Annotated in this window: 16 protein-coding genes and 1 tRNA gene; 9 read left to right on the top strand and 8 right to left on the bottom strand. The window is 64.3% G+C overall.

Annotated elements, in window-relative coordinates; all coding sequences use genetic code 11:
* Nucleotides 1-24 precede the first annotated feature (24 nt).
* Together ACKWRH_RS42560 and ACKWRH_RS42555 are read left to right on the top strand one after the other, a co-directional pair.
* Nucleotides 25-693 carry a TRAP transporter small permease subunit gene (locus ACKWRH_RS42560; RefSeq protein WP_445218413.1) on the top strand — a complete coding sequence of 223 codons (669 nt, stop codon included), beginning with the start codon at nt 25-27 and terminating at the stop codon, nt 691-693.
* Complete coding sequence (locus ACKWRH_RS42555) at nt 690-2,441, top strand: TRAP transporter large permease (RefSeq protein ID WP_445218412.1); 1,752 nt, start codon at nt 690-692, stop codon at nt 2,439-2,441. Before ACKWRH_RS42560 ends, ACKWRH_RS42555 begins: the two co-directional genes overlap by 4 nt.
* 144 nt (nt 2,442-2,585) lie before the next feature.
* Here the strand turns inward: ACKWRH_RS42555 and ACKWRH_RS42550 are convergent, their stop codons facing one another.
* Entirely contained in the window at nt 2,586-3,281 is a 696-nt protein-coding gene (locus tag ACKWRH_RS42550) for a TetR/AcrR family transcriptional regulator (RefSeq protein ID WP_445218411.1), read from the bottom strand.
* Between the two features lie 165 nt (nt 3,282-3,446).
* On the opposite strand from ACKWRH_RS42550, the gene ACKWRH_RS42545 reads away from it, so the two are divergent.
* Complete coding sequence (locus ACKWRH_RS42545; protein ID WP_445218410.1) at nt 3,447-4,184, top strand: SDR family oxidoreductase; 738 nt, start codon at nt 3,447-3,449, stop codon at nt 4,182-4,184.
* A gap of 134 nt (nt 4,185-4,318) precedes the next feature.
* Here ACKWRH_RS42545 and ACKWRH_RS42540 read toward each other — a convergent pair.
* A tRNA-Leu gene (locus tag ACKWRH_RS42540) sits at nt 4,319-4,403 on the bottom strand.
* A 158-nt stretch (nt 4,404-4,561) separates the two neighbouring features.
* Here ACKWRH_RS42540 and ACKWRH_RS42535 point away from each other — a divergent pair.
* Nucleotides 4,562-5,104 (top strand): disulfide bond formation protein B, encoded by a 543-nt coding sequence (locus ACKWRH_RS42535; RefSeq protein WP_445218409.1) that lies wholly within the window; start codon nt 4,562-4,564, stop codon nt 5,102-5,104.
* A 145-nt stretch (nt 5,105-5,249) separates the two neighbouring features.
* Here the strand turns inward: ACKWRH_RS42535 and ACKWRH_RS42530 are convergent, their stop codons facing one another.
* Together ACKWRH_RS42530 and ACKWRH_RS42525 are read right to left on the bottom strand one after the other, a co-directional pair.
* Complete coding sequence (locus ACKWRH_RS42530; protein ID WP_445218408.1) at nt 5,250-6,335, bottom strand: AbrB family transcriptional regulator; 1,086 nt, start codon at nt 6,333-6,335, stop codon at nt 5,250-5,252.
* A gap of 101 nt (nt 6,336-6,436) precedes the next feature.
* Complete coding sequence (locus ACKWRH_RS42525) at nt 6,437-6,724, bottom strand: PsiF family protein (protein WP_445218407.1); 288 nt, start codon at nt 6,722-6,724, stop codon at nt 6,437-6,439.
* 200 nt (nt 6,725-6,924) lie between these two features.
* Here ACKWRH_RS42525 and ACKWRH_RS42520 point away from each other — a divergent pair, with 200 nt between their 5' ends.
* Complete coding sequence (locus tag ACKWRH_RS42520; protein WP_445218406.1) at nt 6,925-7,416, top strand: hypothetical protein; 492 nt, start codon at nt 6,925-6,927, stop codon at nt 7,414-7,416.
* A gap of 46 nt (nt 7,417-7,462) precedes the next feature.
* On the opposite strand, the gene ACKWRH_RS42515 is transcribed toward ACKWRH_RS42520, so the two are convergent.
* Complete coding sequence (locus ACKWRH_RS42515) at nt 7,463-8,011, bottom strand: TetR/AcrR family transcriptional regulator (protein ID WP_445218405.1); 549 nt, start codon at nt 8,009-8,011, stop codon at nt 7,463-7,465.
* Nucleotides 8,012-8,122: 111 nt separating this feature from the next.
* Here ACKWRH_RS42515 and ACKWRH_RS42510 point away from each other — a divergent pair, with 111 nt between their 5' ends.
* From ACKWRH_RS42510 to ACKWRH_RS42500, 3 genes are all read left to right on the top strand, one after another.
* A complete protein-coding gene (locus tag ACKWRH_RS42510) occupies nt 8,123-8,548 on the top strand; it encodes an acyl-CoA thioesterase (protein ID WP_014491606.1) in 426 nt (141 codons plus the stop codon).
* A gap of 3 nt (nt 8,549-8,551) precedes the next feature.
* Entirely contained in the window at nt 8,552-9,028 is a 477-nt protein-coding gene (locus ACKWRH_RS42505) for a PaaI family thioesterase (protein ID WP_445218404.1), read from the top strand.
* 98 nt (nt 9,029-9,126) lie between these two features.
* Nucleotides 9,127-9,786, top strand: coding sequence for a DsbA family protein (locus ACKWRH_RS42500; RefSeq protein WP_445218403.1), 660 nt, complete (start codon nt 9,127-9,129; stop codon nt 9,784-9,786).
* Nucleotides 9,787-9,865: 79 nt separating this feature from the next.
* Here the strand turns inward: ACKWRH_RS42500 and ACKWRH_RS42495 are convergent, their stop codons facing one another.
* From ACKWRH_RS42495 to ACKWRH_RS42485, 3 genes are all read right to left on the bottom strand, one after another.
* Complete coding sequence (locus ACKWRH_RS42495; protein WP_028159206.1) at nt 9,866-10,072, bottom strand: hypothetical protein; 207 nt, start codon at nt 10,070-10,072, stop codon at nt 9,866-9,868.
* A gap of 82 nt (nt 10,073-10,154) precedes the next feature.
* Complete coding sequence (locus ACKWRH_RS42490) at nt 10,155-11,225, bottom strand: phospholipase (RefSeq protein WP_445218402.1); 1,071 nt, start codon at nt 11,223-11,225, stop codon at nt 10,155-10,157.
* Between the two features lie 35 nt (nt 11,226-11,260).
* Nucleotides 11,261-12,232, bottom strand: coding sequence for a S1C family serine protease (locus tag ACKWRH_RS42485; RefSeq protein ID WP_445218401.1), 972 nt, complete (start codon nt 12,230-12,232; stop codon nt 11,261-11,263).
* 284 nt (nt 12,233-12,516) lie between these two features.
* Here ACKWRH_RS42485 and ACKWRH_RS42480 point away from each other — a divergent pair, with 284 nt between their 5' ends.
* Entirely contained in the window at nt 12,517-13,935 is a 1,419-nt protein-coding gene (locus ACKWRH_RS42480) for a M20 family metallopeptidase (protein ID WP_445218400.1), read from the top strand.
* The last annotated feature ends 165 nt before the right edge of the window (nt 13,936-14,100 follow it).

Below are 14,100 nucleotides of genomic sequence, written 5' to 3'. Positions count from 1 at the left end.
CCCCGGATTAATCGGCGGCGACCAATGACCGTCCAGAAATTTCTGCTTGTCATTGACGAAATCAGCACGTGGTGCGGCAAAGCCGCGGCCTGGTTGATCATATTGCTGATGGCCGTCGTCTGCGTCGAAGTGTTCAAGCGCTACATCTTGAACATGCCGACGTCGTGGATCTTTGACCTTGAGAACATGCTGTACGGAAGCGCGTTTATGCTGTGCGGCGCCTACACGCTGGCGCAGAACGCTCATGTCCGCGGCGACTTCCTTTACAGCTCGATGCGACCGCGCATGCAGGCGTGGCTGGACATCGTGCTCTATGCGGTTTTTTTTATCCCCGGTATCGCCGCCCTCATATACGCGGGCTTTGACTACGCTGCCGACTCGTGGCGGATCGCGGAGCATTCGAACGTGACGGCAGATGGGCCGCCGGTTTATCACTTCAAATCCGTGATCCCCATCGCCGGCGCGCTGGTGATGCTGCAAGGCGTCGCCGAGATCGTGCGTTGCGTCGTCTGCCTGAAGACCGGCGAATGGCCCAGCCGGCTGAAGGACGTCGCGGAGATCGACGTCATCGAGCAGCAGCTCGCCCACAGCGAATATGTCGACGAGGAGTCGCGCAAGATCGCCATCGAGCGGGCGCATGAAATCGACGAAAGTGCGCGCCAGCGCGGTATGGGCGGGGACCTGAACACATGAGCGATCCGGCACTCGGGCTCCTGATGCTCACGCTCATCGTGGTTGTGATCATAATGGGCTTCCCGACAGCGTTCACGCTGATGGGCCTGGGCATCGTTTTTGGCTACATCGCGTTTTATGACTCGACGCGTTCCTGGGCCGACAACCGCGTGTTCGATTTGATGGTTGAGCGCACCTACGGCGCCATGACCAACGACGTCCTGATCTCCATCCCGCTGTTCGTGCTGATGGGCTACGTGATGGAGCGCGGCGCGCTGGTCGACAGGATGTTCTACTCGATCCAGCTCGCGTTCCGCCGCGTGCCGGCTTCGCTTGCGGTCGCCACCCTCATCGTCTGCACGTTTTGGGGGATCGCGAGCGGCCTTGTCGGCGCGGTGGTGGTGCTGATGGGCGTCATCGCATTCAATCCCATGCTCAAGGCGGGATACGACGTGAAGCTCGCCTCCGGCGTCATCACGGCGGGCGGCACGCTCGGCATTCTGATTCCGCCGTCGGTCATGATCATCGTCTATGCTGCGGTCGCCGGTCAGTCGATCGTCAAGCTGTACGCGGCGGCAATGTTTCCGGGCTTCTTTCTGTCGTTCCTGTATCTCATTTACATAGTCGCCTGGGCGATGATCAGTCCGAAGATCGCTCCGCCATTGCCGGAGGACCAAACGAAGGTTCCGGTGCCGGCGTGGCTGTCGAAGTTCGAGGACACCTATCGATCGCAAACGATCCTGATCTCGCTGATCAAGGGGCTGATCTCTCCGTCGCGGGCAAGGCGAATCGACGTGGAAGGCCGTCCCGTCAGCTACTGGATGCTGCTCTCAAGCTTCGGTTACGCGCTGGTGCCGTTTACGATCGTCGCCGGCACGATGGCCACCATCTGGTGGTACGTGGTTATTCACCAGCAGGCTGCCATCGAACTCCCGGTAACCGGCGTGCAGCAATTGGGCACGCCAGAGCTGGTTACGCACGAGGCCACGCCCGCTGAATCGGGGCCAGGGCTCCAATTCTACCTCTGGTACTGGGGCATCGCGGCTGTTTGTGCGCTGTTGCAGGTCCGTTACTACTGGAGGTTCAACGCCGAGCGGCTCTCGGTTGTGAAACTGCTGACCTCGTCGACCATGCCGCTCGGCGTTCTCACCACCGTCGTGCTCGGCGTTATCCTGTTCGGAATCTGCACCGCGACCGAGTCCGCCGCCGTTGGCGCCTTTGGCGCATTCTTGCTGGCGCTGCAAGCCCGCACGCTCGACTGGAAGCGTACCAAGGAAGCGGTGTTCCTAACCGCGAAGACCACCGCGATGGTGTGCTGGCTGTTCGTCGGCTCGGCGCTGTTCTCGGCAGTGTTCGCAATTCTCGGCGGGCAGGCGCTGCTTGAGCGATGGGTACTCTCGCTCAACATGACACCGGTGCAGTTCATGCTCCTGTCGCAGGCGATCATCTTCGTGCTCGGCTGGCCGCTCGAATGGACCGAGATCATCATCATCTTCGTGCCGATCTTCCTGCCGATGCTGAAGCACTTCAACATCGACCCGATCCTGTGGGGGACGCTGGTGTTCGTAAACTTGCAGGCGGCGTTCCTGTCGCCGCCGGTCGCGATGTCAGCGTACTACCTCAAGGGCGTCTCACCGAAGCATGTCACGCTCAACCAGATCTTCGCCGGCATGATGCCCTACATGCTGATCGTCATCTTGTGCATGGTCATCATGTACCTCTGGCCCGGCATGACGCTGTGGCTGCCGAACTATCTGTACGGGGGTTGAGGCGCAGCGGGGAGCTCCGGGCGCTGGTCTAGTCGGGCCGAAATTTTTGCAAGTTCAAATCGCGGAAGCGCAACACCCGATCCTTGCGATTGATTGAACGTGAAGGTCCGAAGCCTCATCTGCCCGATTCGATTTCAATGTCGATCAAGATGTTCGAGGGCGATTTCTTGGCAGGCTCGGTGGCCGGATCAGGTTGACACTCCTATTGCCGCCGCTCCTCACGTGCCCTTCGCCAAGTCCGCAAAAATACTGTTCGATCACCAACCTGATCTGCGGGACGGCGTCTGTCGCTTCGGGTAATGGGCTTCTCGACACCAGCGTGAATGTCTTGAGTATCTGCATGACCGTGAAGGCACGGATAGGAATCTCGCTCGAAGCGAGACTCGGAAAGGCTCGTCCGATCATCCGCGCGATGACATTCATCACGCGCCGGGTCTGAGTTTGTTGCTGTATTGTTGTTATGCCCCCGCCATCGGCGACGCTGATGGCAGCCGCATGGTCGTCCTCGAGCTCCACCATGAGATCGGCAACAGCCCGAGCAAGTCCGGCCGGCGAGAGCTCATGCGCAGTCTCCGCGAGCGACGCGAAGCGGGTCTCGAAGCGATCGGCGTAACGCACGACGACCGCGTCCCCGACAACTTCCTTGGTGGGAAAAAAGCGATAGAGCGAGCCGGCTGCCGTATGGGACTGGCTGGCAATGTCCGACATGGTCGTTGCGCCGAATCCCCGGGTGCCAAATAGCGCAACGGCTGCGTCGAGGATCGCCGCAAAGCGCTCCCGCCCGTTCCGTCGAACCGGTTCTGCGCCGACCGCCGACACACTTGCCTTATGCGAGACCATTCTCTAATAACCATATTTGAGACGTTCCTCAAATAACATGACCGCCGGCGACGCTCAATGCGCTCGGGATCGGGACAATATCCCGGGCGCGATCGCTGGCGAGCTGAACCGATCCGACATCAACCCAGGCCGCGGTCGCGGCCTTTCTGCCTTCGGAGAGCGGCAATGACCGAAAAATCGATCGCGCTTGTCACGGGCGCCAACAAAGGGCTCGGAAACGAGGTCGCACGGCAGCTCGGCAGGCGCGGACTGCGCACCTACCTTGGAAGCCGCGATCAGGCGCGCGGAGAAAAGGCCGCCGGCGAGCTCGTTGCCGAGGGCCTGGATGTCGTCGCTGTCCAGTTGGACGTCACCAGCGACGAAAGCGTTGCTGCACTAGCCAAGGAGCTCGATCTTCGACATGGGCGGCTCGATGTGCTGGTCAACAACGCGGGGATTCTGGTGAGCCGCCCGGCTTTCGAGATCACTTCGGCGGAGATGAAGGATACTTACGATACCAACGTCTTTGGTGTGGTGCGCATGATCCACACGATGCTGCCACTGCTTCAGCAGTCCAAGCACCCTCGCATCGTCAACATCGCCAGTACAACGGCCTCGCTTACACTCGCCAGCGATCCGACCACCCTGTTCGGCCAGACGGACACGATCGTTGCCTACGCGTCATCCAAAACGGCCGTCACGATGCTTACGGTGCAATATGCGAACGCCTTCCATCGCAGCGCCGCCCACGCGCACATCAAGATCAACACCGCAACGCCCGGCTATGTCGCGACAGATCTCAACAACCACACCGGCAACCGCACCGTCGAGGAAGGGGCAGAGATCGTGGTCGAGCTCGCGACACTTCCCGACGATGGACCCAGCGGCAGCTTCTTCAACGATGCTGGCGTCGTTCCCTGGTGATCCAGCTTCCCCTTCTTTGCGTCGACGATAATGCGACGAGAGTTGCCGGTGTCATGTCATGCAACAATCAAGGCGTCTGCCTGTAGCCGTCCGTCGTCACCCTTCGAGATATGCCGGGACAGGAAGGCGAAGCGTGGTGCCCCTGGCCGGAATCGAACCAGCACTCCTTGCGGAACTCGATTTTGAGTCGAGCGCGTCTACCAATTCCGCCACAGGGGCTCCCGGTCGGCCCCTGGAAAAGGGCCTCGCAAAGCGGCTGGACTATAGCCATGGACAGGGCAGGGTCAACCCGCGCCAAAGTGATCCCGTCTGTTCTCGACAGCCGCCTGGGCCGGGGTTAGAGCCTTAAGAAAGCGACCCATCCGGAAGAGGCTGCCGTGACGACCCAGAGTGCCGCAATACCTGCATTCGGGCCGGCTGGGACCGGTCCCGCGCTGACCGCCTCGGTGCTCGTCACGCTGATTGCCGCCGCGACCATCGCCGGCGCCTGGTTCTTCCAGCTCGTGCTGGAGATCCTGCCCTGTCCGCTGTGCCTGGAGCAGCGCTACGCCTATTATCTCGCGATCCCGGTCGGTGTGTTGACGGCGCTTGCGGCGCGGAGCGGGGCGCCGCGGCCGCTGCTGCTCGCGGGCCTTGCGATCCTCGCGCTGGCGACACTCGCCAATGCCGGCCTCGGCACCTACCACTCCGGCGTCGAATGGGGTTTCTGGAAGGGCCCGACCGATTGCTCCGGTCCCGTCATCAATCTCGGCAATGCCGCCGACCTGCTGTCCAAGCTCGATACCGTGAAGGTGGTGCGCTGCGACGAGGTGCAGTGGCGCTTCCTCGGCCTCTCGCTCGCCGGCTACAACGTGCTGATCTCGCTGTTGATGGCCGCGATTGCGGCGTGGGGATTTTTGCGGACGGCGAAGCGCGCGTAGCTGCCGTAGGGTGGGCAAAGCGACTTGTCCGCCGTAGCTCGAAGAGTGAAGGCGGAAGCGTGCCCACCATCTGTACCGAGATTGCGGAGGCATGGTGGGCACAGCGCTAACGCGCCCTTGCCCGCCCTACGGGAGCTGCGTCCCGTCAATCATCCACATCGTCCTGCGTGCGGCCGAACAGGTGCACGATGCCCGGGGTCGCGATCGTCACGAACACGAAGCGCGACAAATGATGGGCGCCGACGAAGATCGGGTCGATGTGCAGCGTGAGCGCGAGCGCCAGCATCGCGTCCATCGCGCCCGGCGCGAAGGCGACGACGACATCCGATAATTTCACCTGCGTGGTGAGCGCGACGATGCCGACGAAGATGGCGGAGACGGCGATGGCCACGGCAAACGAGCCCAGCGCCGCATGGATGTGGCCGGCGAGCGTCTTGATCCGCATCCGCGCGAAACGGCTGCCGATCAAGGCGCCGATGCCGATCAGCGCTACGCCGCGCACCCAGTTCGGCAGGCCGCCCTCGACCCAGTCTGCGCCATGCAGCGCGCTGGAGGCGATCATCGCGCCGAACATCCAGCTCGCCGGAAACTTGATCAGCCGCAGCAGGAGCGCCGCGGCCAGCGAGGCCGCGACCAGCTCCCCGAGCTCGAGCGGCGAGGCGATCGTCGTCGTCAGCGACGGCGCGACGGAGGGCGCCACGCCCGCGAACGCGAGCACCATCGGCAGCGCCGCGGTGAGGATGATGACGCGCATGGTCTGCACCACCGCGATGCCGGGCAGGTCGGCGCCGCGCTCGACCGCCAGGATCGTGATCTGCGACAGCGCGCCGGGGCTGCCGGCGAGAAACGCCGAGGTGCGGTCCCAGCCATGGATGCGCTGGAGGTAATAGCTCGAGCCGAATGTCGAGCAGAAGGTGGCGAGCGCAAGCAGGCCGATGGTGAGGGGATAGGCGCTGACCTGTTGCAGCAGATGGCGCGAGACGACCGAGCCCAGCGAGATGCCGAGCAGCACCAGCACGGTCTGGGTCAGGATCGGCGGCAGCGCCAGCTGGCGGCCGGAGATCGCGGCGATCCCGACCGCAATCATCGAGCCCGAGATCAGTCCCCCGGGAAGGCCGGCGACCAGAAACAGGAGGCCTCCGGCGGTACCGATGACGAGCGTCTCCACCGTGCTCAAGATCTTGGCACGGCTTGGCCATTCGAACGGCAGGGAGGCGGTGATTTGCTTCACGCCACCTTATCGCAAATCAGCGAGAGGCACACAATTGCAGCCTCGTCATGCCGCAATGCGCGCGCCTCTCACGGACGCTCGCGAACCGTAGTGTGACGGATTTACTTCTTGTCGGCCGCGGGGGCGGCGGTGCCGGCCTTCGCTTCCTTCATGCACTCACGGCGAAATTTTTTGCGCTCCTTGCCCTTCAGTGCCTTGGCGTCGGCTTGCTTGGAGCATTCGAGCGACTCAGCCGAGCGCTCCTTCGGCGCCTTCTTGTCGGCGGGGGCGGCAGCAGTTGTGGTCTTGGCGTCGGTCTTGGCAGCCGGCGCGGCGGTCTGCGCGAAGGCGGTGCCGGTAGCGAGCAGGGAGGTCAGGGCGATGACGGCGAGGCGAGACGTGAAGGTCATGGTGGTGCACTCTTGCGAGAATTGCGGAGGGTTGGGAACGTCGGCTCGCCTTGCTGAACACGACATGAATAATCCGAGCCGGGGGGATCACTATATTTTGGCGGCAGGGCCATCGCTTCCTTGTCGCGAGCGGGCGGCACGCTAGGATAGCAATCCTCGTTTCGCTTCCGTCGGGGAAGACCAAGGAGGAGGATCCAAGGATGACCATTCAATCGAAATTGCTGTGTGCAGTGGCGTTGACGGGCTTTGCGGCGCTGATCGCGAGCGCGCCGGCGCAGGCGCTGACCTCGCAGGAGTGCAGCGCGAAATATCAGGCCGCCAAGAAGGACGGCTCGCTTGGCGCCACGAAGTGGAATGACTTCCGCAAGGCCCAGTGCGGAGCGGATGCGACGCCTGCCGCGGCGCCGACCGCGGCAGCTCCGGCCGCTCCAGCGGCGCCGGCCGAGCCGAAGCAGGCGAAGAAGGAGGCGGCCCCCGCTGTCGCGCCAACCCTGCCGGCCGGACCCGCGATCTATCCGAATGCGGTCGACCCGAAATACGCCAAGGAGACCGCCGGCAAGGCCCGCCTCCACACCTGCGTCGACCAGTACAACGCCAACAAGACCACCAACGGCAATGGCGGCATGAAGTGGATCGAGAAGGGCGGCGGCTATTACAGCGAGTGCAACAAGAAGCTGAAGGGCGCCGCCTGAGCTTCGACATGATGCGATGGCCGGAGCAAAGCTCCGGCCATTTTGTTTAGTCCAACAGCTTCTCGGCCGACTTCGCCACCAGCTGCGAGCGTTTGCGCGGACCGCGCTCGACGAACAGCAGGCTCTGGCCGAAGATGAAGCAATAGAACAGGAAGGCCTGCGCCTCGGCCGCCTCGGCCTCGAGGCCGGTCGCGCGATAGAGCTCCGCGACGTGCTTGAGCCGCGCCGCGTCCACGCTCGCGACCGCCGCGGCGGCGTTTTCGTCCGAGCGGGCCCATTGCCGGATCGCGAGCTCGATCGCCATGCCCTCCGGATTGAGCCGCTCGGAATAGAGCTGGATCACCGCCTTCAGCCGCTCGCGGGGCTCTTGCCCATCGAGGCTTGTCTGCTGCGCGATCGACGCCGCACGTCCCTCGCGCCAGCGTTCCAGCATGGCAGCGAGCAGCGCGGCACGGTCGGCGAAGCGGCGGTAGAAGCCGCCCTTGGTGACGCCGAGATTCTTGGCGAGCACCTCGACCCTGACACCCTCGACCCCCGAGCGGGCGAGCTCGGTAAACCCTGCCTCGACCCAGACATCGCCCTTGCCGTCGTTCATGAAGGAAGCCTCACCGGTTCTTGATACGGTACCGTATTGCTAACGCGAGGAGGCGCTGATACGCTACCGTATCAATGATCAAAGGGCGGAAAAACGGCAGGAGGAATTGCGATGCAGGAGGCGACTTATCGCGGCACGGTCTATCCGTGGCAGTGCGATCACGTCGGCCACATGAATATCATGTGGTATGTCGGCAAATTCGACGAGGCCAACTGGAATCTGTTCGCCCGCCTCGGGCTGACGCCGAGCTATCTGCGCTCTTCCGGCCGCGGCATGGCCGCCGTGCAGCAGAACATCACCTACCGGCGGGAGCTGCTCGCCGGCGACATCGTCGAGATCCGCAGCCATTTGCTGGAGGTCCGCGACAAGTCGATCCGCTTCCGGCACGACATGACCAATGCCGAGACCGGCGAGATCGCCGCGTTCTGCGACATCACCGGTGTGCACATGGACCGCAGCCAGCGGAAGTCGGCGCCGTTCACGGATGCGATCCGCGCGGTCGCTCTGCAGCATCTCGCCGAGCCGGCCGAGGCCTGAGCCATGGCCACGTTCGAGCCGAAAAATCCGGGCTATCGCGCTGCTGCCATTGCCATGTTCGACGGCCAGCCGGCGATGCGCACGCTCGGCATCGTGATCGTCCGCCTCGCGCCGGGCGAGGTCGAACTGGCCATGCTGCATTCGGCGGCCTTCACGCAGCAGAACGGTTTTGTCCATGCCGGCATCATCACGGCAGGCCTCGACAATGCCTGCGGCGTCGCCGCCTTCACCCTGATGCCGCGCGAGGCCGACATCCTGACCGTCGAGTTCAAGACCACGCTGCTGGCACCCGCCCGCGGCGCGCGCTTCGTCTTCAAGGCCGAGGTGGTCAAGCCCGGCCGCACGCTGACCTTCTGCGAGGCGAGGGCCTTTGCCGAGCATGAGGGCAACACCACGCTGATCGCCACCATGACCGCGACGCTGATGGCGATGCTGCCTCGCGCTGCGGCTTCACCAGCGCCGGCGGCGATCCGCGCATAGCACGGCGATGACATCGCGCCCGCAACGCTCTATATGACGCGTAACAGTTCCCGGTCGCGAACCGTATTTGCAGCGATGGGACCGAAACGGGACGAGATATGGCTGGATTCAGGAACAAGGGCCTCGTGGCGACGCGGCGTGCGGCGCTGACGCTGATCGGGGCGGGTGCCCTTGCGGCAGGTCGGATCACCTCTGCGCGCGCGGCCGCCGCCGATGACGAGGTGCTGACCGAAGCGAAGGTGCTGCGCGACCCCGATGTTCCCGTGGCCGGTAATCCCGACGGCAACATCAGCATCATCGAATGGTCCGACTACAACTGTCCCTATTGCCGCAAGCTCGAACCGGAGCTGCGCCAGGTCGTCCAGGACGACGGCAAGGTGAGGCTGGTGATGAAGGATTGGCCGATCCTCGGGCCGGTGTCGGTCACCGCGGCGCGGATCGCGCTCGCGGCAAAATTCCAGGACAAATACCATCAGGCGCATGACGCAATGATGGGTGTCAGCTCGCGCCTGACAGAGCCGCGCATCAACGAGCTGCTCGCGGCCGCCGGCGTCGACATGGACCGCCTGAAGCGCGATCTCGCCGACCGCGCCAAGGACATCGACGCCGTCCTCAAGCGCAACAACGAGCAGGCCGAAGCCTTCGGCTTCAACGGTACCCCCTCCTTCATCGTCGGCAAGTACCGCGTGCCGGGCGTGCTCAGCATGACCGAGTTCGAGCAGGTCATCGCCGATGCCCGCAAGGCCAAGATGAACTGACGCGAGCCGGATCGATCGCCGTCAACGCAAAGGCGCCGCCGCGGACCCGCGACGGCGCCTTGTTCGTGATACGGCGTCGTTACTTCGACGAGATGCGGACCCAGTCCTTGTGCGCGCGATCGCGCAGCGCATCCCAATCGGCCTTGGCGACGTCCCAATTCACGATGGTGCGATTGGTCGTCGCGACCTCGCCATTGGCGACCGACGACGTCTGCATGGAGTCATAGACGTACACGCCGCAACCGAGCAGCAGCGCGCCCAAAATCATTCCGAAAAACGTCTGCATCTGCGAACCTCCGGTGACGGGCGATAACGTCGGCCCGGAGTGATGGTTCCGCGGCAGTACGGCGCAGGTAAGGACGACTCGTTCATCCGCGGTTCAGCCACTCCAGCAGCCCTGCGTTGATCTCGCGCGGATAGGTGTGGCTGAGGTCGTCGATCTCGCGATAGGTGACGTCGGCGCCGGCGGCGGAGAGGGCCGCCTGCGTCTGGCGCGCACTCTGTACCGGAAACATCCAGTCGAGCTTGCCGTGGGTGATGAAGATCGGCAGTCCATGCAGGCGCACGGCGTCCGCCATCTCCGCCATCAGCGGATGGAAGGTCGCCGACACCGGCGCGAGATGCGTGAAGGGCGAGGCGCCGTCGAGCCCGGTGACGTAGCAGAAGGTGCCGCCGTCACTCATGCCGGTCAGCAGCAGGCGCGAGCCGTCGATGGTCCAGCGGCTGCGCACCGTGTCGAGAATGCGCATGAGGTTCGGCGTGTCGCTATCGTCGCCCATCAGCGCCCATGTCGGGCCGGTCGCAGTCGGCGCCACCAGGATCGCGCCAAGGCTGCGGGCGTCGCGGAGCCAGCTCCAGAGAAAACCGCGACCGTTGCCGCTGCCGCCATGCAGCGCCATCACCAGCGGCATGGCGCGCTCCGGCGAATAATATTCTGGCACATAGACCGAGAAGCCGCCGCGGCTGCCGGGCTCGTTGTGGTCGTGGAAGATGCCGGTGTGTTCGCTCGCGCCGGCTTCCAGCCGCGCCAGCAGGTCGTCATTCTCGCGATTGGCGGCGTTGAGGAAGAAGCTGCTCACCGGCGGAAACTGGGTCGACAGCGGATACAGCGCCTCCTGTGCACGAGGCAGATGGCGCAGCGCGCGGAAGACCGCGACGAGATCGCCATTGCCGCGCTCGACCTCGCGTATGCCGGCAAAGGCGGCGAGCGTCTCGTTGCAGGCGCGGTCGAGCCGCTCGCGCAGCCCGATGAACTGCTCGGGCCAGGCACCGATCGCAGCGTGCGCCGCCTGCAGCGCCTCGTCGGGCGCGCCGATCGCATTCATCACCGAGGCAAAGGCCGGCGGATGCAGATGCCGGGTGAAGAAGCCGAGTGCTTCCAGCGCGTTGAGCAGCGGCCGCAGCACGCTCACGATGTCGTCAACGACGGCCTCGCTCATCGCCGCTTTCCTTGCCTGATGTCGGTTCGATCTCGTCAGTGCAGCTTCGGCGCCTTCAAGAGCTTGAAGCGGTCGGTCGACGTCACCGTGACGTCGAAGGTGACGCCTTCATGATGCACGGTCAGCGGCACGTCGACGCCGGCGGCGCCGAGCCCCCACATCTTCTTGTAGAAGGCGGTCTGGCTCGTCACCTCCTCGCCGTCCACCGCAAGGATGACATCGCCGGTCTTCAGCTCGGCGCGTGCGGCGGGGCCATTGGCGGAGATCCCGATCACCACCAGGCGGTTGTCGATCTCGGTCGAATAGAGTCCGAGCCAGGGGCGCGACGGTTTGTTGACGCGCCCGAATTTGCGCAGATCGTCGAGCACCGGCTTCAACAGGTCGATCGGCACGATCATGTTGACGTGCTCGGCCTTGCCGTCGCGTTCGCGCTCGAGCTGCAGCGAGCCGATGCCGATCAGCTCCCCGCGCTCGTTGAGCAGCGCCGTGCCGCCCCAGTTCGGATGCGCGGGATAGGTGAAGACCGCCTCGTCCAGCAGATATTCCCAATAGCCGGCGAATTCCTGCTTGGCCACGATCTGGCTCGCGACCGAGCGCGTGCGGCCGCCGGCGCCGCCGACTACGACGCGGTCGCCGACCCTTGTTTTCGCCGAGTTGCCGAGCGGCAAGGGTTCGACGTCGAGGTGACCGAGCGCCTGCACGAGGCCGAAGCCGGTGACGGAATCGAAGCCGAGCGCATGCCCCTCGACGACGCGCCCGTCGGCGAGATGCAGCCACACCGATTCCGCCTCGGTAATGAGGTAGCCGATGGTGAGCACCAGCCCGTTGTCGATCACGACGCCGTTGCCGGCGCGTTCGGTGCCCAGCGTTTCGGCACTGAAGGCGTCGGGCGGGATGATGGCGTGCAGGCCAACGACGGACGCGAGCGCGCGGTCGAGATCGAAACCGTAATCGTTCGCGCGCGGCTGATTGGCCGGCGGCACTCTCCATTCGGTCAGGGCGGGCATGGAGTTCTCCTGGCTGAGAGCATTGCTCCGCCTTGGCCGGCGGAACGACGCGCGAAGCATTCATAATTTAAGCTGGAGGAGGCCGTCTTGAAAGCCTCGTTCCCAACTATTCCGGAGATCGCCGCGTGAAATCTTCGACAGGCACAGGACGCCCGCATAGGTGGCAAGCGGCCGCCCGATCCGGCACCGGCCGCATGGCTGCTGTCCCGCGACGTGCTAGGCGGGGTGCAATGAAGCTGCTAACCATTGCCGCTTCGTTTGACCAAGAGATCACGGACCGAAGCATGGATAACCGCAGCGACATCTGGCGTGGCGTCGACACGATCAAGGCGCGTTTCATCGACCTCAGCGACAGGGTCTGGGGCATGCCCGAGGTGTGCTACACCGAGGCGCGGTCCGCCGCCGAGCATCTCGCCGAGCTGCGCCACCAGGGTTTCCGCATCACCGAGAACGTCGCGGGCATCCCGACCGCGGTGATGGGCGAGTGGGGTGAGGGCGGTCCGGTCATTGCCTTCATGGGGGAATATGACGCGCTGCCGGGCCTCAGCCAGGAGGCCGGCGTCGCCGAGCACCGTCCGGTCGAGACCGGCGGCCATGGCCATGGTTGCGGCCACAATCTGCTTGGTTCCGCGGCGCTGCTCGCCGCGACCGCGATGAAGGACTGGCTCGCCGAGAACAAGGTGCCCGGCCGCGTGCGCTATTACGGCTGCCCGGCGGAAGAGGGCGGCGCAGCCAAGGCCTTCATGGTGCGCTCGGGCGCGTTTGAAGACGCCGACATCGCCATCACCTGGCATCCGCACAGCTTCTGGGAAGTCGCGGTGACGCCGTCGCTCGCCAATACGCGCGCGGATTTCATCTTCACCGGCCGCACCTCGCATGCGGCGGCCTCGCCGCATCTCGGCCGCTCCGCGCTCGACGCGGTAGAGCTGATGAATGTCGGCGTGAACTACATGCGCGAGCACATGCCGAGCGACGCCCGCGTGCATTACGCGCTGCTCGATACCGGCGGCATCGCCCCCAACGTGGTGCAGGCGCATGCGCGCGTGCGCTATTCGATCCGCGCCCGTGATCTTCCCGGCATGAACGAGCTGGTCGGACGCGTCAGCAAGATCGCAGAAGGCGCGGCGTTGATGACCGAGACCAAGGTCGAGATGAAGATCATCTCCGCGGTCTCCAACATCCTGCCGAATACGCCGCTGGAGCAGGCCTTGCACCGGGTGATGGAAGAGCTGGGGCCGCCGCATTTCGACGACGCGGACAAGGGCTTTGCCAGCCAGATCCGCGCCACGCTCAGCGACAAGGACATCGCGTCGGTCTATTACGCGATCGGCATGGAGCCGACCGATCGGCCGCTGGCCGACTTCCTGGTGCCGCTCGATGCCAAGCGCAACCCGCTGGTCGGCTCGACCGACGTCGGCGACGTGAGCTGGGTGGTGCCGACCGTGCAGGTTCACGCACCAACGGTTGCAATCGGCACGCCGTTCCACACCTGGCAGGTGGTGGCGCAGGGCAAGAGCGGACACGCTCACAAGGCAATGGTGCAGGCGGCCAAGGCGATGGCCGGGATCGGCATCAAGGCGTTGACGGATCCGGAGCTGATCAAGGCCGCTAAAGCGGACTTGCAGAAGCGGACCGCCAAGACGCCTTATGTCTGTCCGCTGCCGGACCACGTTTCGCCGCCGCTGAACATGTCCGTGGCGTAGAATTTCGCCTCGATACTTCGTCTGATCCGGCGAACAAATTTTCCGCAGTGCAGCGCGAAATCCAGCGAGTTTTGATGCTGGATTGCCGAGCGGATGGGCTGCCAACGTTGCTTTTGCCCAACAGACAGTCAGAAGACCGTTTGCATACACACGGTCCCAGTTGAC

Source organism: Bradyrhizobium sp. Pa8, from assembly GCF_052588265.1.
Note: the sequence above shows the minus strand (reverse complement) of the source record. Positions and strands in the feature narration are given on the sequence as shown.